This is a genomic window from Crocosphaera chwakensis CCY0110 (assembly GCF_000169335.1).
In the GTDB taxonomy this organism is placed as follows: domain Bacteria; phylum Cyanobacteriota; class Cyanobacteriia; order Cyanobacteriales; family Microcystaceae; genus Crocosphaera; species Crocosphaera chwakensis.
The window spans coordinates 1-19,715 of the sequence record NZ_AAXW01000034.1 but is presented as its reverse complement, the minus strand read 5'-3'; the positions used below and the strand labels follow the sequence as shown (position 1 = coordinate 19,715).

18 protein-coding genes and 1 tRNA gene are annotated in these 19,715 nt (G+C 34.1%); 12 read left to right on the top strand and 7 right to left on the bottom strand.

Annotation, left to right across the window (positions count from 1 at the left end; translation table 11 throughout):
• Positions 1 to 3 precede the first annotated feature (3 nt).
• Both CY0110_RS18185 and CY0110_RS18180 read left to right on the top strand, forming a co-directional pair.
• On the top strand, positions 4 to 930 hold the full coding sequence (locus tag CY0110_RS18185) for a DUF4351 domain-containing protein (protein WP_008276981.1): 927 nt from the start codon (positions 4 to 6) through the stop codon (positions 928 to 930).
• Positions 931 to 1,093: 163 nt separating this feature from the next.
• Positions 1,094 to 2,761, top strand: a complete 1,668-nt coding sequence (locus CY0110_RS18180) for a mechanosensitive ion channel family protein (protein ID WP_008276980.1) — start codon at positions 1,094 to 1,096, stop codon at positions 2,759 to 2,761.
• A 39-nt stretch (positions 2,762 to 2,800) separates the two neighbouring features.
• Here CY0110_RS18180 and CY0110_RS18175 read toward each other — a convergent pair whose 3' ends face one another.
• Complete coding sequence (locus CY0110_RS18175; protein WP_008276979.1) at positions 2,801 to 4,147, bottom strand: hypothetical protein; 1,347 nt, start codon at positions 4,145 to 4,147, stop codon at positions 2,801 to 2,803.
• Positions 4,148 to 4,401: 254 nt separating this feature from the next.
• On the opposite strand from CY0110_RS18175, the gene CY0110_RS18170 reads away from it, so the two are divergent.
• Positions 4,402 to 4,474, top strand: a tRNA-Glu gene (locus tag CY0110_RS18170).
• Between the two features lie 203 nt (positions 4,475 to 4,677).
• On the opposite strand, the gene CY0110_RS18165 is transcribed toward CY0110_RS18170, so the two are convergent.
• The 3 genes from CY0110_RS18165 to bioU form a co-directional block, all read right to left on the bottom strand.
• Entirely contained in the window at positions 4,678 to 4,983 is a 306-nt protein-coding gene (locus tag CY0110_RS18165; protein WP_008276978.1) for a hypothetical protein, read from the bottom strand.
• Positions 4,980 to 5,354: a type II toxin-antitoxin system RelE/ParE family toxin gene (locus CY0110_RS18160; RefSeq protein ID WP_008276977.1), complete on the bottom strand. Its 375-nt coding sequence runs from the start codon at positions 5,352 to 5,354 to the stop codon at positions 4,980 to 4,982. Before CY0110_RS18160 ends, CY0110_RS18165 begins: the two co-directional genes overlap by 4 nt.
• Before the next feature lie 121 nt (positions 5,355 to 5,475).
• Positions 5,476 to 6,468 carry a (S)-8-amino-7-oxononanoate synthase BioU gene (gene bioU / locus CY0110_RS18155; RefSeq protein ID WP_008276976.1) on the bottom strand — a complete coding sequence of 331 codons (993 nt, stop codon included), beginning with the start codon at positions 6,466 to 6,468 and terminating at the stop codon, positions 5,476 to 5,478.
• A gap of 147 nt (positions 6,469 to 6,615) precedes the next feature.
• Here bioU and CY0110_RS18150 point away from each other — a divergent pair, with 147 nt between their 5' ends.
• Both CY0110_RS18150 and CY0110_RS18145 read left to right on the top strand, forming a co-directional pair.
• The gene (locus CY0110_RS18150; RefSeq protein WP_008276975.1) at positions 6,616 to 8,118 is read left to right on the top strand and encodes a serine/threonine protein kinase; all 1,503 of its coding nucleotides are present in this window, start codon (positions 6,616 to 6,618) and stop codon (positions 8,116 to 8,118) included.
• Positions 8,119 to 8,139: 21 nt separating this feature from the next.
• Positions 8,140 to 9,423, top strand: a complete 1,284-nt coding sequence (locus tag CY0110_RS18145; RefSeq protein ID WP_008276974.1) for a serine/threonine protein kinase — start codon at positions 8,140 to 8,142, stop codon at positions 9,421 to 9,423.
• A 110-nt stretch (positions 9,424 to 9,533) separates the two neighbouring features.
• Here CY0110_RS18145 and gap read toward each other — a convergent pair whose 3' ends face one another.
• Positions 9,534 to 10,571: a type I glyceraldehyde-3-phosphate dehydrogenase gene (gene gap, locus CY0110_RS18140; RefSeq protein WP_008276973.1), complete on the bottom strand. Its 1,038-nt coding sequence runs from the start codon at positions 10,569 to 10,571 to the stop codon at positions 9,534 to 9,536.
• Between the two features lie 448 nt (positions 10,572 to 11,019).
• Between gap and CY0110_RS18135 the strand changes: the two genes are divergently transcribed.
• The 4 genes from CY0110_RS18135 to CY0110_RS18120 all read left to right on the top strand — a co-directional run bounded on the left by CY0110_RS18135 (position 11,020) and on the right by CY0110_RS18120 (position 16,109).
• On the top strand, positions 11,020 to 11,634 hold the full coding sequence (locus tag CY0110_RS18135) for a Uma2 family endonuclease (RefSeq protein ID WP_035799921.1): 615 nt from the start codon (positions 11,020 to 11,022) through the stop codon (positions 11,632 to 11,634).
• 258 nt (positions 11,635 to 11,892) lie between these two features.
• Entirely contained in the window at positions 11,893 to 14,301 is a 2,409-nt protein-coding gene (locus CY0110_RS18130) for a phosphoketolase family protein (RefSeq protein ID WP_008276971.1), read from the top strand.
• 83 nt (positions 14,302 to 14,384) lie between these two features.
• A complete protein-coding gene (locus tag CY0110_RS18125; protein ID WP_008276970.1) occupies positions 14,385 to 14,957 on the top strand; it encodes a sugar O-acetyltransferase in 573 nt (190 codons plus the stop codon).
• Between the two features lie 138 nt (positions 14,958 to 15,095).
• A complete protein-coding gene (locus CY0110_RS18120) occupies positions 15,096 to 16,109 on the top strand; it encodes a 2-hydroxyacid dehydrogenase (protein ID WP_008276969.1) in 1,014 nt (337 codons plus the stop codon).
• A 54-nt stretch (positions 16,110 to 16,163) separates the two neighbouring features.
• On the opposite strand, the gene CY0110_RS18115 is transcribed toward CY0110_RS18120, so the two are convergent.
• Positions 16,164 to 16,697 (bottom strand): NYN domain-containing protein, encoded by a 534-nt coding sequence (locus CY0110_RS18115; protein WP_008276968.1) that lies wholly within the window; start codon positions 16,695 to 16,697, stop codon positions 16,164 to 16,166.
• A gap of 195 nt (positions 16,698 to 16,892) precedes the next feature.
• On the opposite strand from CY0110_RS18115, the gene CY0110_RS30020 reads away from it, so the two are divergent.
• The 3 genes from CY0110_RS30020 (at position 16,893) to CY0110_RS18105 (ending at position 18,771) form a co-directional block, all read left to right on the top strand.
• Positions 16,893 to 17,063, top strand: coding sequence for a hypothetical protein (locus CY0110_RS30020; protein ID WP_157464612.1), 171 nt, complete (start codon positions 16,893 to 16,895; stop codon positions 17,061 to 17,063).
• A gap of 29 nt (positions 17,064 to 17,092) precedes the next feature.
• Complete coding sequence (locus tag CY0110_RS18110; protein ID WP_008276967.1) at positions 17,093 to 18,079, top strand: ribonuclease III domain-containing protein; 987 nt, start codon at positions 17,093 to 17,095, stop codon at positions 18,077 to 18,079.
• Between the two features lie 89 nt (positions 18,080 to 18,168).
• Entirely contained in the window at positions 18,169 to 18,771 is a 603-nt protein-coding gene (locus CY0110_RS18105) for a hypothetical protein (protein WP_008276966.1), read from the top strand.
• An 8-nt stretch (positions 18,772 to 18,779) separates the two neighbouring features.
• On the opposite strand, the gene CY0110_RS18100 is transcribed toward CY0110_RS18105, so the two are convergent.
• A partial coding sequence (locus CY0110_RS18100) for a glycosyltransferase (protein ID WP_008276965.1) occupies positions 18,780 to 19,715 on the bottom strand: 936 nt, incomplete at its 5' end.

Sequence of the window (19,715 nt, the reverse complement as noted above, 5' to 3'; positions counted from 1 at the left end):
AAAATGGTTGATCATGATCGCTTATTTAAAGAACTCCTTTCAACCTTTTTTATTGAATTTATTGATCTATTTTTTCCTCAAGTGATAACCTATCTTGATGAAAATTACATCAAGTTTTTGGATAAAGAAATTTTTACAGATGTTACGGAAGGAGACAAATATGAAACGGATTTAATTGCTCAAGTTAAGTTTAAAAATCAGCCTTCTTTTTTCTTAATTCATATTGAAGCACAATCGAGTTCTCAAACAAACTTTAATAGACGAATGTTTTCTTATTTTGCTCGTCTTCATGAAAAGTTTGCGTTACCCATTTATCCCATTGTTATCTTTTCCTATGATTATCCTCAAAAAGCAGCAGAAAATAAATACAAAGTTGAATTTTCTGATTTTAAAGTGTTAGACTTTAACTACCGTGTGGTGCAGCTTAACCAGTTAAATTGGCGAGATTTCATAAATCAACCGAATCCCGTTGCATCAGCATTAATGGCTAAAATGAAAATAGCGGATCAAGATCGTGCTAAAGTAAAAGCACAATGTTTAAGATTATTAGTAACCTTAAAATTAAATCCAGCCAGAATGCAATTAATTTCAGGATTTATTGACACTTATCTTACTTTAAATCCACTAGAAGAAAACATTTTTCGATCTGAATTAGACAGTTTTTTACCCCAAGAACAGGAGGATGTTATGGAAATTGTTACCAGTTGGATGAAACAAGGAATTGAACAAGGAATTGAACAGGGAATTGAACAGGGAATAATGAGAGAAAAAAACTTAGTCATTCGTTTAATTGAACGGAAACTAGGCATCATTGAACCTGAAGTGAAAACTCAAATTCAAGAACTAGAAATTGAGAAAATTGAAGCATTAGGAGAAGCTATTTTTGAGTTTTCTGATGTAGAAGATTTAAGAAGCTGGTTAAATAAGTAATTAGTTTTTTTATAAAATTGTTGTAGAAAATACAAACTTATAATTTAATTTGTTGTACTTTATTCTCTCTAGTCTATTACTCGGATTCTTCAAGAGTATAACTTCTGTTTCTTCCTAGTCCAAACATTGATATGTTTTTCATCTTTATTAGCTTTCTGACAAAATGAATAAAAAAATTAAGTCATTTATTAATCTTGTCTTGATTGCACTTTCTCTTGTTTTGATTTCTTTTGTGGTTTATGGACAGGATCAAAGCAGTAATGGCAATAAAATTGATGGTTATCCTGTTATTTTAAATGATCATACCTTATTTAAAATACAAGCACCAACAGGATCATTTTCTCCTGAAGAAAGAGCAAATACGATTACTGATAGACTAGAAAAGTTTTCCGAAGATAATGCTTTACCTATTGAATCAATTGAATTAGAAACTCAAGACAATATTACAAGTATTATCGCAGGAGATAAAATCTTAGCAACCTTAACAGAAGAAGACGCTAATGCAGCTAGAAAATCTCGTCAAGAATTGGCAGAAGAATACTTAGAAATTATTAAAACTTCTATTAATCAATTTAGAGAAGAAAGAACTTTAATTGCGAGAATTTTTAGTTTAGTTTGGACAGTTCTTGCTACTTTATCGCTTTTGTTAATTTTTAAACTAATGGATCTCGTTTTTCCGAAACTATTTAATCTTTTAGATAGATGGAAAGATACAGTTATTCCTAGTTTGAGAATTCAAAGTGTAAATCTCATTAGTTCGGCGCAAGTTACTAATAGTTTAATCGCAGTTATTAAAATTATTAGAGTAATCCTGGTTCTTTTAATACTCTTTCTCTATATTCCTTTTATTCTTAGCTTTTTTCCCTTAACTCGCAAAATATCAAGTCAAATTTTTGATTATATTTTTAAGGCGATTTTATATATTTCTGAATCTGTTCTTAACTATATTCCCAATATTTTCATGATTGGGTTAATTGCTGTTTCAACTTATTATATTATCCGTTTTTGTAAATTTGTTTTCAAGGAATTAGAACGAGGAAATATTACCATACCTGGATTTTATCAAGATTGGGCAACCCCAACTTATAATATTTTGCAATTTCTCATCATTGCTTTAGCTGCTGTGGTTGCTTTTCCTTATTTACCAGGGTTTGACTCTCCTGCTTTTCGAGGTATTTCTGTATTTTTGGGGATTCTTTTCTCCCTGGGTTCAACCTCTGCTGTAGCAAATACTGTAGGAGGTGTTATCTTAATTTATACCCGCGCATTTCAGTTAGGCGATCGCGTCCAAATTGGTGATATTATTGGTGATATAGAAGACAAAACATTGCTAGTGACTCGCATTCGTACCCCGAAAAATGTTATTGTGACTTTACCGAATGCTACCGTATTAAATAGTAATGTGGTTAACTTTAGTGCTTCTGCTAGAGAAACAGGAATTCCTTTAATTATTTCTACAACTGTCACATTAGGTTATGATGTTCCTTGGCGCAAAGTTCATCAAGTTTTATTAGCTGCTGCTGATCTTACAGATTCATTATTAAAAGATCCTAAACCTTTCGTTTTACAAACCAGTTTAGATGACTTTTATGTAAGCTATGAATTAAATGTTTATACAGATAAAACTCGTAAATTATTTTATATTTATTCTGATCTTCATCAGAATATTCAAGATAAATGCAATGAATCAGATATTGAAATTTTGTCCCCTCATTACTCTGCTATTAGGGATGGTAATCAAAATACAATTCCTGCTAACTATTTACCAAAAGATTATCAAGTACCAGGGTTTAGAATTGAAAATTTAGGTAATAATTTTAACAAGCATTAATTACTCTCGTAAGTAAGTTATTCAATAATGAATAATCAGCTATTTCCAAGAACTTGATTCACATTCAATTAAACGCTCTAAAATAGTAATATCTGTTTGATTATTTTCTTTACGAACTTTCTGCTCCATTTGTATGTTTAATAGTTCCATTAGTAGTCTAATTTTATAAGCTTTTTGTGCATCGGTAGCGACTTGATCAGATTGCAGCGTTTCCAAATTTTCTCCATAAGACTTATTGAGATCCAATTGAAACATATTGACTAAAGAATTAATGACATATTTTTGTTGAGGACGAGCATTTTTTTCTAATTCCATAATTGGTATATCAAATAACTGTTCAATATCGCTTTTACTTGCTCGTTGTTGTAACCAAACTTCAGAAGTAGACACTGGTAAATCAGAAGTTTTCTCATCTATTTTAGCAAAAGCATGAGCCTCAGAATAACTAATTCTACCATCCTTATCATAGTCTGCAGAAGCAACAGTTTGACCAATACGATTAACCCCACTTAATCCAGCAAAAAAACTAGAGCTATAATCTTTATAATCAGCTTCATTAACTTCAGGAGTACAACCCACAGAGGGTAAGGTTTTGATAGTAGCAAAAAAGCCACATCTTGTTTGTTGGGTTAAGGGTTGATTGGGATTCCCATTTTGATAAATATAATTAGCAAATGATCCTGAAAAACATTGCGCCATCATGGTCACAATATGACTATCTTGAGGCAATCTATCTAAGGTATTGGATAGTTTTTCTACAGTTACAGGGGTATTATTCCACAGCATCAAAGCATTATTATCGCTGTTTCTTTTATTGAGAATGCCATGACCTGTAAAATATAAAAATATCGGTTTTTTAGTGGTTTTATTTTGATTAATATTATCAATCCACTGATTAATATTTTCCAAATTTGCTGATCCATTTAAACCAGGAATCTTAGGAACTTTAAACTGTTGTTGTCCTTGAGAATTAATATAACGAATGCTTGCTTCTCCATTATTGCCGTTGGCAAAAAATATATTAGTTGATGGAGAGTTAAATCCCATATTTTTAAGCGTTCTTTGAAAATAAAGAATGTTTTTTTCTAAAGCAATTTCGTTAGATTCAGGAGTTGCACCACCCCCAATAACCAAAAAGTTAGGTTCTGAGGTTTTAGGTTCACAGGGTTCTAGAGAATTATTTGTATTTTGAGTAAAAAAATTGTAAATGTTAGCGGTTTCAATCTCTTGCTGAAGCGGTTGTCTTCCTTCATCTTGTATCAAGTTGAGAAACCACCCTTGAAAAGATTGATTAACATAGGATTCAGTAGAAGAGGATTTTTCTAATAATCCCGTTAAACTTAAAGATAAAACGAGAATAGCGATTTTCTGATAATGCTTAATCATACTCCCTTCAAGACCTCTCACAGAATAGCTAATTAGGTTCTAGCTTAACTGAGTTTACCCGCTATGGTTGCTAAAGTTGACTTATAAGTAAGTGAAGTCTGTACACCTCATTATTTATTATGTTGCAAATTCTCTAACTCCGAACCCCGAACTCAGGTATGGATGGCGTTTCACTGGTTTTAAAAAAAATTTTCTGAAAACGGTTGACACAGAGAAAAAGCCTTGTTATATTAATAAAGGTCTAGAAAATACAAGCCCCCATCGTCTAGTGGCCTAGGACACCTCCCTTTCACGGAGGCGACAGGGATTCAAATTCCCTTGGGGGTACTAAAAGGAGCAAGTGTAAAAGCTTGCTTCTTTGTTATTAAGAAATTTTCTCGAAAATTATAAACGAAGTTACATAGTCATTTCAAATAAGTTTGAGACACAGTAGTGTGAGCATACTTCGACGTGAGCTCAGCACAAACCTTGCTCACTATGTCAACAAGAAGCGTCATGATTCCTTTTCTCTGCTTGAGCTTTAGATTATCTTAAACTGAAATTAATTCAAACTTAATTTTCATTTTCAAAGCCGTAGCAATAAGATTCAAAAGTAAAAAAGAATCGCCTTCATAGTCAGCATTTTCTAATGCTTCAATGGCTGATTCTTCTCTATTAATTAATTTAGCTACATCTTGGTTAGAAAGATTATACTTTTCTTTTATTTTAATTAATTTTCTCGCTATTTCATCATCAAGACGAGCTTTTTCTAATTCTAGTTGACGAGTAGGATTATCTTTATAATAGCGGTTATAGAGGATTTCTAAACCATCCGATGTTGTTTTTTTGGTACTCATATTAACTCCTGAGAATAGGTATGTATTTCGGGATTTTGTTGAAATTTTGTTTTATTTTTTATAGCTTGCTCAATTTCTAATGGTGGTACTTTCTTATCTTTGATAAGACCATGAGAAATAACAATGGCTTGATTTTGATAGAAAAAATACAGTATCCGATAATTTATCCCTTGCAAATTAATTCTTAATTCATAAATTTTCTCTCTTAATAAATCTGCTTCTGGCCTTCGTATTTCATATCCAAGCTGTGCTAATCTTTCTAATTTAACAAAGCATTTAGTTTGAACTTTATTAGGAAGACTATCAAGCCATTTTAGAATAGGAACTCTTCCTTTTTCATCTTGATAAAAAATTAGTTTTGTTTTAGGCATCTTTTATCTTTTTCAGGTCATTTCCGTTGGAGAAGTGTGGGAAGATGAATGAAAATCTAGAAGATAGAATTTAACTTTTCTTAATTCTAAATTCTTAATTTCCTCTCTTCCCCTTACCTCTTTATCTAACAAATAAAGGCATTACTTCTGCTGCAGTAAATAAACCATGAATACCACGGCGATGCAACGATAACCCAGCTTTAAGATAACCAAACGCTGGCCCGCAGACATTGGCTGCCATACTGGTTTCATCCCCTAAGGTAAAGGTATGGGTAGAAATTTTCCCTTCAAAAGTTCGTCCTGTAATTTGAACATTTGTACTTAACGGTTTTTTCGGGTTGCGAGTATCTACCACACCCCCAACCGTAACGCGATCGCGGGAACAAATGCCAGCCAACTCTAACATAATATCGTCCGCGTGTTCCATATTTTCTAGGGTGAGAATGCCGTCAGTTTTATCGAGAAAAGCTTCAACCTCAGCGTCACTCATTCCTTTAGCTTTATCGACGGTAAACCCTGGTAAATGGGCAATATCTTCTCTGATGGTAGCGCGGTAAGCTTCCCAGTTGGCAATACCCACTCCAAAGGTAATTTTAACACTGTGGATGTCATGATAACTTTGGGCGGCCACTGCGGCAGCTGCGGTTAATAAGCCAGGGGTTGCACCACAACCGGTCATGTAGGTGATACCGGCTGCTTGTAAGTCTCCCTGTAATTGTAGCAGTTGTTCAACGGCACTGGTGCGCTTGAGGGCATCCACTAACACTCCTTTCCACCCAGAGGCAATAAATTCTCTAGCAACATCGGCCATAAAGGTGTTAGGAAGGTTAGGAAGGGCTAAAAAATAACCATCTACCTTAGCCGTTTCTAGTAGGTCTTTGATACTATGGTTGCTAAGGGTTCCGTAGGGGTCTAAATATCCGATTGATCCCTGTTGGCCATAAGTAGCGATCGCCGTTTGAGGGTTTAATCCTTGTTCACAATAAGCATAACCGTTGAGATCGGCTGCTGCAACCCAGGTCATTTCTTGTTTTGGGGCGAGAACTTTGGTGGCTGCTTGTCCGAGTCCCCCGAAGCCTAATATACCGACTTTCATGGTCTGATGACTACTCATTCGTAAATATCTCTTGTAACTGGTTCTCTTTTTCTATTATGAGAGGTTCTGGTAACAAGAAATATGAACTTTCATCAATTAATTTTCTTTTCTTGAGATCAATTAATATATAAATAGATAATAAATTCTCAAATAATTGTCAATATTATGTTTCAGGTTGGGGATATTCTCTATCAACGTTATCGACTCCTAGAACCTTTAGGAAAAACAGCAGTTGGTCATCAAACTTGGTTAGCCGATGATTTATTTTCTCCCATTGATTTCTATGCTGAGCAAAAAAAGCAACTACCCTGGTTAAAATGGTTTTATAACTTAAATCAGGTTTTTCGTTCTAAAATTTATGAGAAAGTAACGGTTAAATTATTGGCATTTAATCCCCAACTGTCTTGGGAACAATTTAAACTCTTTGAAAGAGAAGCGAGAATTTTACAAGGGTTAGACCATCCTTTTATTCCTCGTTACCGAAACTATTTTGAAGTGCCTAAAGAAGCAGGTAATGGGGTTCCTTGGTTTGGGTTAGTTGAAGATTATATTGCAGGAAAATCATTACAAGATTTATTAGAACAAGGGGAAAGATTTTCTGAAGCTAAAATTCGTAAAATTGCCATAAAAATACTCAAAATTTTAATTTATTTACATGAATTAAATCCTCCTGTATTACATCGAGATATTAAGCCTAGTAATTTAATTTTAGGGGAAGATAACAATATTTATTTGATTGATTTTGGTGCGGTTCAAGATCAAAATTCAGTCACTAATATTAGTTTTACTGTCGTGGGAACCAGTGGTTATACTCCCTTAGAACAATTTTGGGGTAAAGCTGTTTTTTCCTCTGATTTGTACGCATTGGGAGCAACCTTAATTCATCTTCTAACCGGTATTTCTCCAACGGATTTACATAACCAAGATTATCAAATTGAGTTTAAAGACGAAGGAAAGATTAACCCTGATTTTAAGGCTTGGCTAACAACATTAACTGAAATTAAACTCTCTAAACGTTACCAAACCGCAAGGGAAGCATTACAAGATTTACAAACAGGAAAAATAGCACAGAAAGCAAAATCAAAAAATAGTTTAATTCAATCATATAGAAAACATGAATTAAAAACAAAAGTGAAATTAAATAAAACAGAGCAATCACTACAAATTGTTATTCCATCCTCTCAATTAAAGTTAATTGGTAAATTATTGAAAATTGAAACAAATTTAGTGAATAATAAGTTGGATTTTAACAAAATAATTCCTTTAATGACTGTCTCTGGACTCTTTTTAGTTCCTTTTTCTTTAATTCTTACTGGTATAATCGTCAAAAATCCTTCATTTATTATGGCATCTCTAGAAATAATGGGAGGTATGAGCTTTACCCTTGTTTTAATATTATTATTTCTTTATATAATTAGTAGTATGAGTTCAAAAACCTGTTTAATTTTTGATAAAGAAACCTTAAAAATACAAGAAAAAATATTAGGATTCGAGTATTATCAAGAACAAGAATCAAAAAATAATATTCTAGGAATTTTTATTCATGAATTATGCCACCGATATAATGTAACTATTAACACAAGAAAGGTGATTTATAATTTAGCTAGTAAATTAACAGAGGAAGAAGCACTTTGGTTAACACAAGAAATTGAAGATTGGTTAAATTAAATTAATTAAATTAGTATAATTATGTTTAAGACTGGCGAAATTATTGTCGATAAATACCAACTAAAACAAAGATTAGGAAACACAGCAACCGGCCACCAAACTTGGTTAGCGATTGATCAAGTTACACAAGAAAATGTTACCATAAAATTCTTAGCTTTTAGTCCTCAAATGCAATGGGAAGAGTTAAAATTATTTGAAAGAGAGGCAGAAGTATTACAGTCTCTTCAACATGAGAGAATTCCTAAATATAGAGACTATTTTGACTTAGATAAAGACTTAGGCGGTGGCATAGCTTGGTTTGGTTTAGTCCAAGATTATATCCCTGGCTCATCCTTACAAGAATTAGTAGATAGAGGCAAAATTTTTACTGAAAAAGAAACCTATAATATTGCTGTAGAAATTTTAGAAATTTTGATTTATTTACATGAATTAAATCCTTTAGTTATTCATCGAGATATTAAACCCAGTAACTTAATTTTAGGAGAAGATAATCATATTTATTTAATTGATTTTGGTGCAGTACAAGCACAAGGGGCGGCCACTGGTGTAACATTTACAGTTGTGGGTAGTAGCGGTTATGCTCCCTTAGAACAATTTTGGGGTAGGGCTGTTCCTGCCTCAGATATTTACGCATTAGGGGCAACTTTGATTCATTTATTAACAGGAACCTCTCCAGTAAACTTACCCCATAAAGACTCTCAAATTCAATTTTCTGATAAAGTCAATATTGCCAACTACTTTATTGATTGGTTAGAAAAAGTTACTAATATTTCTTTAGAAAAACGCTTTTCAACAGCTAAAGAAGCTTTAGAAAGGTTACAAAAAAAACAAACAATTATTCATTCAGAGAATTCGCGTAATAAACTACTGCAACCTCATTATAGTCGTTTTCTGGTGACTCAAACAGACAATAAACTGTCTTTATATTTACCCCCTAAAGTGACTTATAAGATGGGAAACACTAGCTTATTTATCACAATAGGTATTCTGGCTGCTGTTACTTTAACTTTTTTCCCTTTCTCTCTTTTAGTGTTATTATTTGTTTATCAATATTGTAAAGATATGAGGGTTGTTTTTTTAGAACAGTCTTTTAAAATTCAACGTACTATTTTGGGATTAACCTATCAATCTATTAATGCTCCAAATAATGAAATTGTTGGAGTTTTCTTATATGGCAGTTCTAATAATCATCAAGTGAAAATTAGAACTAAAAATAGAAGTTATATTATAGGAGAAAATCTTAAAGAAGAAGAATGCGCTTGGTTAGCGAAAGAAATTCAAGATTGGTTATATGATCATCAGTAAACAGTTATCAGTTAGTAATTATCAGTAACTAATAACTGCTTTAAAAAAAAGTAGGGATTAACCAATATTAACCCCTAGATCATTAAACTTTTCAATTTTTAAGCAACAAATTAAACAGTGGTCATAACATCTGCTTCTTTAGCTTGCATCACTTTCATTAAATCTAACATTCGAGAAGAATAACCCCATTCGTTGTCGTACCAAGAAATTACTTTAAAGAAGTTAGAATTTAATTCCATACCTGCTTTAGCATCAAAAATACTAGAATGATAATCTCCTTCAAAATCCATAGATACCACATCTTCGTCAGTGTAGCCTAACACCCCTTTTAAGTCACCAGAAGCTGCTGCTTTCATCGCTTCACAAATGGCTTCATAACTGGTAGCTTTTTCGGTTTTAAAGGTTAAATCAACCACAGAAACATCGGGAGTGGGAACCCGTAAAGCCATTCCTGTTAACTTACCATCTAATGCAGGAATCACTAGAGTTACCGCTTTAGCTGCCCCTGTGGAAGCAGGAATGATATTTTGAGCTGCACCTCGTCCGGCCCGCAAATCTTTCTTGCTAGGCCCATCTACGGTGGGTTGAGTGGCTGTCATGGCATGAACTGTTGTCATTAACCCTTCTGCTAAACCAAAGTTATCATTAATAACTTTAGCAATAGGGGCTAAACAGTTAGTGGTACAACTGGCATTAGAGACAATATAATCTTTACTAGGATCGTATTGGTCATCGTTAACACCGACAACAAAGGTATTTACCCGTTCAGGATCTTTAGTCGGAGCAGAAATAACCACCCGTTTTGCTCCTGCTTTGAGGTGTTTACTGGCGGTTTCATGGGTGGTAAATAGACCGGTGGACTCTACCACATAGTCGACTCCAATTTGTCCCCAGGGTAATTCTTCGGGGTTACGAATGGCAAAACAGGGGATGAATTTACCATTGACGACAATCCCATCTTCTCGTTCTTCTACTGTTCCGTCAAAACGTCCGTGAGTCGAATCATATTTGAGTAAATAGGCGATATTCTTAGCAGGAACAAGGTCATTTATGCCGACAAATTCAAAATCAGGGTTATGAATACCTGCTCTGAACACTAATCTACCAATCCGGCCAAACCCGTTAATACCTACTTTTATTTTTGCCATGAGAGAAACTCCTTAAAAATCAACAATGCTTAACTAGAAGGGAAAGAAAAAATAACTTTTTTTTATTCTCTGCGATATCCCTCGATCATCCATCCCCTTCAGGAAAGATTAATTACTCATATGCTATGATTTTTTCTGCTAATTCTCTCAATATCAACAAAGTTTTTAGATTGTTCAACGTTGTTTGACTGATAACTATATCGGCAATTTTAACTTAAAACAAAAAAATCACAATTAAAAAAATCTTAATTTTCAGGAATTAATCTTTCTCTTCTCGGCAGTTTTTCTTTTTTTAATAAAAAGTCTCTTATTTTTGTTAGATTTATTATCAAAGATAAGTGTTTATTAAGAAGATCGTAGGATATATTCCTCCGAGAGATTATGTCATCTATCAATAGAGAGAAAAATGCTTAATCAGGTATCCTATTAATTAAATTAATTGGTGATCATTATGTCTTTAATTTCCTTACCTCAACTCGCTAATTTTCCAGTATCCCATAATGACAGTGAACAACGTTTAATTCTAACTGGCATTTCTTGGGGAGAATACCAACAATTTTTAGACTCATTGGGAGATAGTGCAACCTATCGAACGATTTATTTAGAAGGAGTACTAGAAATCATGTCACCGAGTCGTCGTCATGAAGTTAGTAAAAAAAGTATTGGTCGATTATTAGAAGTTTACTTAGAAGCAGCAGAAATTGATTTTTGGGGACTGGGTTCGACAACATTACGAGGCGAAAAAGGAAAAGCAGGGAAAGAACCGGATGAATGTTATTGTTTGGAAACAGATAAAGAATTACCTGATCTCGCTATCGAAGTTATTGTTACCAGTGGAAATATTAAAATCTTAGAAGTTTATCGTCGTTTAGGGGTTAAAGAAGTTTGGTTATGGCAAAATGATCAACTTGAAATTTATTATTTAGAAAATGACCAATATTCTCGCCAAGAAAACAGCCAACTTTTACCGAATCTCGATCTCAATTTACTCTCCCAATTTATTAATCATCCTAACCCTCGTCTAGCTATGAAAGAATTTAGAGAATTGGTGATAAATAGTTAATAATCTATGATTTGTAAATAGATTAGACTATTAAGATAATTTTTCATAGTTAAAAGTTTAAATTCTAGTAAAGAGGTGATAATTATTTGAGTAAGGACTATAAAAATATTAGGAAAATATAAACATCAATTTGCAGTTACTAATTTTAACTATTATACTGATAATCAAAGTCCAAAATGGAACTTTAAAAAACAGGAAAAAACATCATAGTTAGCCCTGTTACTAAGTAAAAATAAGACAAAATTGGAGATATAATTAATGGTTGCTACTCCAAATAAACCACAAGTCGAAAAAACCCCCTTATCTCCCGAAGAATTGAGAAAAATCCATGCTTATTGGTCTGCTTGTAATTATCTAGCCGTTGGCATGATATACCTACAAGATAATCCCTTACTCAAAGAACCCCTAAAAGAAGAACATATTAAAAACCGTTTATTAGGTCACTGGGGATCAAGTCCTGGATTAAGTTTCATCTACATTCATATCAACCGCCTCATCAAAAAATACGATTTAAACACTATCTATATTGCCGGTCCCGGTCATGGTGCGCCAGGAGTATTAGGACCTGTTTATTTAGAAGGAACTTACTCAGAAATTTACCCAGATAAAAGCGAAGATGAAGAAGGAATGAAAGCCTTTTTCAAACAATTTTCTTTCCCTGGCGGTATCGGTAGTCATTGCACCCCAGAAACCCCCGGATCGATCCACGAAGGGGGAGAATTAGGCTATAGTTTATCCCATGCCTACGGTTCTGTTTTCGATAACCCGGATCTTATTAGCGTTGCTGTAGTGGGAGACGGAGAATCTGAAACCGGTCCATTGGCCACAGCTTGGCATTCCAACAAATTTCTTAATCCCATCCGAGATGGTGCTGTTTTACCTATTTTGCACCTTAACGGTTATAAGATCGCTAATCCTACTATTTTAGCCCGTGTTTCTCACGAAGAGTTAGAATGTCTCTTCAAAGGATACGGTTATAAACCCTATTTTGTCGAAGGTTCTGATCCTGAACAGATGCACCAAAAAATGGCTGCAACCCTCGAAACTGTGATTTCAGAGATCAAAGCCATTCAAAAAGAAGCCCGTGACACAGGCGTAGCTAAACGTCCTATGTGGCCCATGATTGTGTTACACTCTCCGAAAGGATGGACAGGGCCGACAGAAGTGGATGGTAAAAAGACCGAAGACTTCTGGCGATCGCATCAAGTCCCTTTATCGGGAATGCACAACAACACTGAACACCTGAAACTCTTAGAAGAGTGGTTAAAAAGTTACAAACCCGAAGAACTCTTTGACGACACAGGAAAACTCATCCCTGAGTTAAAAGACTTAGCCCCCACTGGCAAACGTCGCATGAGTGCTAACCCTAATTCTAACGGTGGGTTATTGCGAAAAGACCTCCGATTACCCAATTTTCGGGACTATGCCGTAGAAGTCGATCAACCTGGCGCAGTGGAAGCAGGAAACACCCATCGCTTAGGAGTCTTTTTACGGGATGTCATGGCCAATAACATGAACATCTTTCGTGTTTTCGGTCCTGATGAAACCGCTTCTAACCGCTTAACGCCGATCTACGAAGCCAGTAAAAAAGTCTGGATGGGTGAGATCATCGATGCTGATGCAGACGGTACAGAAATTACCCCCGATGGCCGAGTGATGGAAATGTTAAGCGAACATACCCTACAAGGGTGGTTAGAAGGGTATTTATTAACCGGTCGTCACGGCTTTTTCCACACCTACGAAGCCTTTGCCCATGTAGTTGATTCAATGTTTAATCAACACGCAAAATGGCTCGATATTTGCAAGCATGAAGTCCCTTGGCGTGTCCCCATTCCTTCTTTAAATATTCTTCTTTCTTCGACAGTTTGGCGACAAGATCATAACGGATTTTCTCACCAAGATCCAGGCTATGTAGACGTAGTAACCAATAAGAGTCCTGATGTGGTTCGGGTCTATTTTCCGCCGGATGCTAACTGTTTATTGTCTGTTACCGATCACTGTTTGAAGAGCAAAAACTACGTTAATGTTATTGTTGCTGATAAACAGAAACATCTGCAATATTTAAGCATGGAAGAAGCAGTTAAACACTGCACTAAAGGCATCGGTATTTGGGAATGGGCCAGTAATGATGACTGTGGAAAAGAACCCGATGAACCTGATGTAATTATGGCTTCTTGTGGAGATATTCCTACCAGAGAATCTTTAGCAGCAACAGCTATTTTACGGGAAGAATTCCCTCACTTAAAAGTCCGCTTTATTAATGTAGTGGACTTGTTTAAATTACAACCAGAATCAGAACACCCTCACGGTTTATCCGATAAAGATTTTGATACTTTATTTACCACAAATAAGCCTATCATGTTCAATTTTCATGGCTATCCCTGGTTAATTCATAAATTAACTTATCGTCGTACCAATCATCATAATCTTCATGTTCGTGGCTACAAAGAAAAAGGCAATATAAACACGCCTTTAGAGTTAGCGATTAATAACCAAATTGATCGTTTTAACTTAGTGATAGATGTGATTGAACGAGTTGATAAGTTAGGATCAGCAGCAGCTTATGTTCAGCAACGGATGAAAAATGCCATTATCGAACATAAAGCCTATGCTTATGAACATGGTCTTGACAAACCAGAAATTTCTAATTGGAAATGGCCACTTTAGGCTATCTTAACTGAAAACCAAAATAGGTAGGGGTCTAACTAAATTATGCCCCTATCTTTTATATCAATTTCTTTTTATTTTCTATGAATCATATTAATCCAAATGTCACCACCGAAAAAGAAAAAATGCTTCGAGGAGAATATTATAATGCTTTTGAAAAAAACTTACTTAAAGATAGAAAAAAAGCTCAAAAACTCTGTAAGAGATTAAATAATATGTCTGATGGGAGTTACAAAAAAAGATTAAAAATTCTCAAAAAATTATTACAAACAACTAAAGATGTTTGGATAGAATCCCCTTTTAGATGTGATTATGGCTATAACATTATCATTGGTGATGGTTTTTATGCTAACTTTGGCTGTGTTATTCTCGATTGTAATTTTGTAAAAATTGGTAATAATGTTCAGCTAGGTCCAAATGTACAAATTTATACAGCTACTCATCCGATTAATATAAAAGAAAGAATTGCTCAAAAAGAAATGGCTTATCCTATTACAATTAGTGATAATGTTTGGATTGGGGGAAGTTGTATTATTCTTCCTGGGATAACCATTGGTGATAATAGTGTTATTGGTGCAGGAAGTGTTGTTACCAAAAATGTTCCGAATAATGTTGTGGCAGTAGGAAACCCTTGTCGTGTTATTAAACAAATTTAATTAGTTACAACTATTATTTAACTTAATTTAATCTTAAATTAGTGAATATAAAAATATGATAAACTTGAACTTGACAATAATTTTGTTACTATTATTATAAACAACATATCTATTAGTTGAATCTTAATTTTATCTATTATGAAAGTTGCTGTCTTTAGTACCCGTTCCTATGATCGTAAATTCCTAGATCGTGCCAATATAGCTGCTAACTCTCCCCATGATTTAGAATACTTTGAAACAAAATTAAACGAAAAAACAGCCCCTTTAGCTAATGGTTTTCCTTGTGTTTGTATCTTTGTTAATGATACAGCCGATGCAGCCACTTTAAAGAGTTTAGCTGAACAGGGAACTAAATTAATTGCCCTACGTTGTGCTGGATATAATATGGTTGATCTCGAAGCAGCCGAAGAATTAGGTTTAAAAATTGTCAGAGTTCCTGCTTATTCTCCCTACGCAGTGGCAGAACACGCAGTGGGTTTAATCTTAATGCTAAATCGTAGATTAAATAAAGCTTACAATCGGGTTAGAGACGATAATTTTACCCTTGATGGTTTATTAGGATTTGACTTACATGAACGTACTATAGGTGTCATTGGTACGGGAAAAATTGGCACCATTTTTGCTCAAATTATGAACGGGTTTGGTTGTCATTTATTAGGATATGATGTTCATCCTAATGATGAATTTTCAGGGATATCAGGAGCTAAATACGTCGATTTACCAGAATTATTAGCTAAATCTGACATTATTTCTCTTCACTGTCCCTTGGTATCATCCACGTATCATTTAATTAATCGAGACACCATTGAACAAATGAAACCCGGTGTTATGTTAATTAATACGAGTCGAGGGCAATTAGTCGACACTCGTGCTGTTATTGATGGTATCAAAACTGGTAAGATTGGTTATGTCGGTTTAGATGTGTACGAAGAAGAAGATGATCTGTTTTTTGAAGACTATTCTAACAACATTATTCAAGACGATACTTTTCAACTTCTGCAATCTTTTCAAAACGTGGTAATTACCGCTCATCAAGCATTTTTTACCCAGGATGCTTTGACAGCTATTTCTCAAACCACCATCGCTAATATCAGCAGTTGGGAACAAGGGAATGAGTTAAGTCATGAAGTGAAAGTTCCTGTAGCACAATAGATATTATTTATTAATAACCCATAAGCAATTTATCCTATGGGTTAATGCTAACAATCATAACCAACGGGCTAATTTTTCTTGAGATTGAGCATCAAGACAATTGAATAATAAACGGCCTCGACTTCGTTTATTACTACGTTGCTTATGTCTAACTTGAGAGCGAGAAGATTCGATATCTTTGGCTAATACTTCCACTGACATCCATTCTGCACCATAACCCATGGCGGTTAAATATTGATCTCGGTCTGATGTAGCCACAATAATACGATTATGATTAATTTGTTGACGGCGAAAAAAAGTAGCGCAAACCCTTTCTATGTAGGTATCGGCCGTCTGTGTCCAAGCAGTAAAACAAATAGAAAGATGAGTTGAATGATGTTCGACAGAAGAAGGAGTCTTTTGGTATTGAGAGTCAAAGACAACCTGCGTCTTGTAGCCTTTGTGAACAGTGTAATTGATTAATGTCTCTACTAATTCGTACCGCGCTTGTTCTAAACCGTGGCGATCGCGGGTGCTTTTTAATGGAGACCAAGAACCAATAATATTATAGCCGTCGACGAGTAATAAGGGTGTAATAGAAGAAGACATTTTTCTTAAGAGTGATCATAGATTGTTAACATTTTTAAGGCAAACATTTCATAATATTAACAAAAAATTTAACGTTATGGGAATGTCAAAAATGATAATCACTCTAAGTTATACTTTATACAAGAAGAAAACTAGATTATTTCCTTGATCGCAACCATATCCACAGCAAGGTTTATCGAAGCTTTTACCTCGATCATGTTAGTTAGACTGAGACTTCAATGCTTTGAGATCAGGCATATTATCGTACCAGAAGCGATCGCCATCTCGTCAACGGATGAATTGATCTTCAAAACAAGCCATGCGATCGCTACTTTTTATAACGAAACCAACGATATCCATAGCTTATACTACTGTAGCAAAATATAATTAAAGAAAACTCATCATAAAAATTGTCTATGCAGTGGAATTCATCTCTGGTTCAAGAAAAAATTAGCTTCAACTTTAAAAACCCCGAGCTGCTTTTTCTTTCTTTAAGTGATCCTTCTTATGGAAAACAAATTAACCAGCCTGGAAGTGATAATGAACGGTTAGAATCTTTAGGAGAAACGGTACTAGATCTGATTATTATTGATTATTTATATCATCATTTTCCTTATTTAACTATTAGTAAAATGACAGCATTACGAGATAAGTTGTCAGAAAAGGAAAGACTAACTAATCTCTGGTTTGGTTTAGGATTAGGGGAAAGTTATCCCTTTCTAGATGTCAATGAAGAAAGACATCGTTTACGGGTTAAAAGTAGTAATCCTTTTGAAAAATCTCTAAAAGCATTAGTGGGAGCTATTCATATTGATCGGGGATTTTCTCAATCCTATAATTGGGTTAATAAGCAATTAATAGCTCCTTTATTAGAACGGCATCAAAAAGATGATAAAGAGCGAGTTAATCCTGAGAAACAGGTAAACCTTTTAGGAACTACTTGCTTGAGAACAATTGCTTTTGATTATTTGTACCGTCTTTTACCTTATGTTAGTCCAGGCATATTAAACAAATTATCCAAAAGATTAATTTCTAAAAAACAACAAATAGAATATCTCAAGAAATTAACCAAAGAAGATTGGAAAAAGATAACATTTGAACAAGATAAAATTTCTAAAAAATCTTTTCCCTCTTTTATAGGTGCTATGTTTATTTATTTTGATAATGAAAATCCTAAAACTCGCTACCGAAATAGTCGAAAATGGTTTAGAGAAAATTGTATTAACGAAGACGAAGTTTTATATGAGGCGATTAGTTTATTACTAAAAGAAGGTATTCCGCAAAAATGGATTATTCGTGAAATTTTAGGCTACAAAAGTAAAAATTATGATCAAGGGAGAGAGAGGTTTTATGAAATCATGGATCAAAGTGATACCAAACATATTAGTGGTGAGGAAGAATAACAAAATCTAGCTTCGTGTTTAACTCCTTGTTGAATTCTTATGGATTAATTTGATAACCTAGTATTAGTATCACTTATATCATTAAGAATATGAAAAATTTGCTTTTAAGTTTAATCATCGGTTTCGGTTTTATTAATTTTCCTCTCTTCCAGACAATAGTATTAGCACAAGACAATGAGATTAACAATCTACTAAAAGATACAATTTATTATCTACCTGATGGAAAAGCAATCACTTTATCAGGGGGTCGTTATAAAACTGAAAATAAAGTTTTTGTTTTAAGCGAAAAAGTAGCGATCGCAGATATTAATAATGATCAATTAGCTGATTTCTTTGTTATTGTAACCGAACTCACACAAGGAATTCAGCTTAATAATTATATTGCTGTTTTATTAGGTAATAATGATCAACAACTTGACAATGTGGATACTCTCTTTATTGATAATGAAATAGATATCGAAAATCTGAGTTGGACGGATCAAGTTTTAACCGTAGAATTTATGGCTAATTCTCCTGAGCGAAAGAAAAAATTAAAGTATCATTTTGATCTTGGTTCAGAAACATTAATTCCCTTGACCTTAGAAACAGAAAAGAAACCAGGAGACATTTTTATTAGAGATAGAGAACAAAATATTATCGAACCAGATTTTAACAATAGTGACGAAGATCCTAGTATACAGATAGAATTGTAACTATCCATCTATTTCAAACGTTGATAAGCGTCAATTACTTGTTTTGCGATCGCCGACCAACTATATTTATCTTTGACTAATTGATAAGCATTGTCTCCTCTTTCTTCTCTGGTTTGAGGGGATAAAATAGCCGTTTCTAAAGCATTGGTTAAAGCATTAACGTCTAAAGTTGTGACCCAACCTGCTTGATAAGTTTCAACATCGGGCCAAATATAAACCCCTTGAGAAATAATCACAGGGGTTTTGATAGCCATTGCTTCAGCAACAGCAATACCAAAGTTTTCGTAGTAAGACGGTAAAATAAACAGATCAGCATCTTGTAGTAAACCTAGTTTTAACTCTCCTTTGACAAACCCTGTAATAGTTGTACAGTTCGCTAAAATAGAATCATTAATTTGTTTTGTTATCTTCTTTTCATAAACAGGATCTTGAGGGTTAGAACCCGCTAACACTAAGTGAAATTTAATACCTTTTTTTATTAACTTTTCTGTTGCTTCAATTAAAAAATTTAAGCCCTTTTTTGGATCAATACGAGACATAAATAAGAGTAAAGGGACATCATCAGCAATACCTAAACTGTTTCTTGTTTCCCCTTTTTTCAGTAAACTATCAGGGATATTAACCCCCAAAGGAATAATTAAATCTTGGGTTTTTATCCCATAACGATAGGAAATATTTGCTTCTTCTTCCGTTGTAAAATGTAGAGCAGCAGAACCAGCAATATTAGGGCGTTCTAACAGGTTTCCATAAATTTGCTTTAAACGTCGTTTTTTCTTGAGATCAGCCGGATCAAGGGTTCCTAATGGTCGTAGAATGTACGGTAGTTTCTGATCCCTAAGAATCGTTGCTGCTGCTGTTATTACAGGTGAAAATAAAGCATGACAATGAGCAATATCATAATCTTTTGCGTGTTGATTTAACCATTGCAGCAAAGGAAAAGAAAA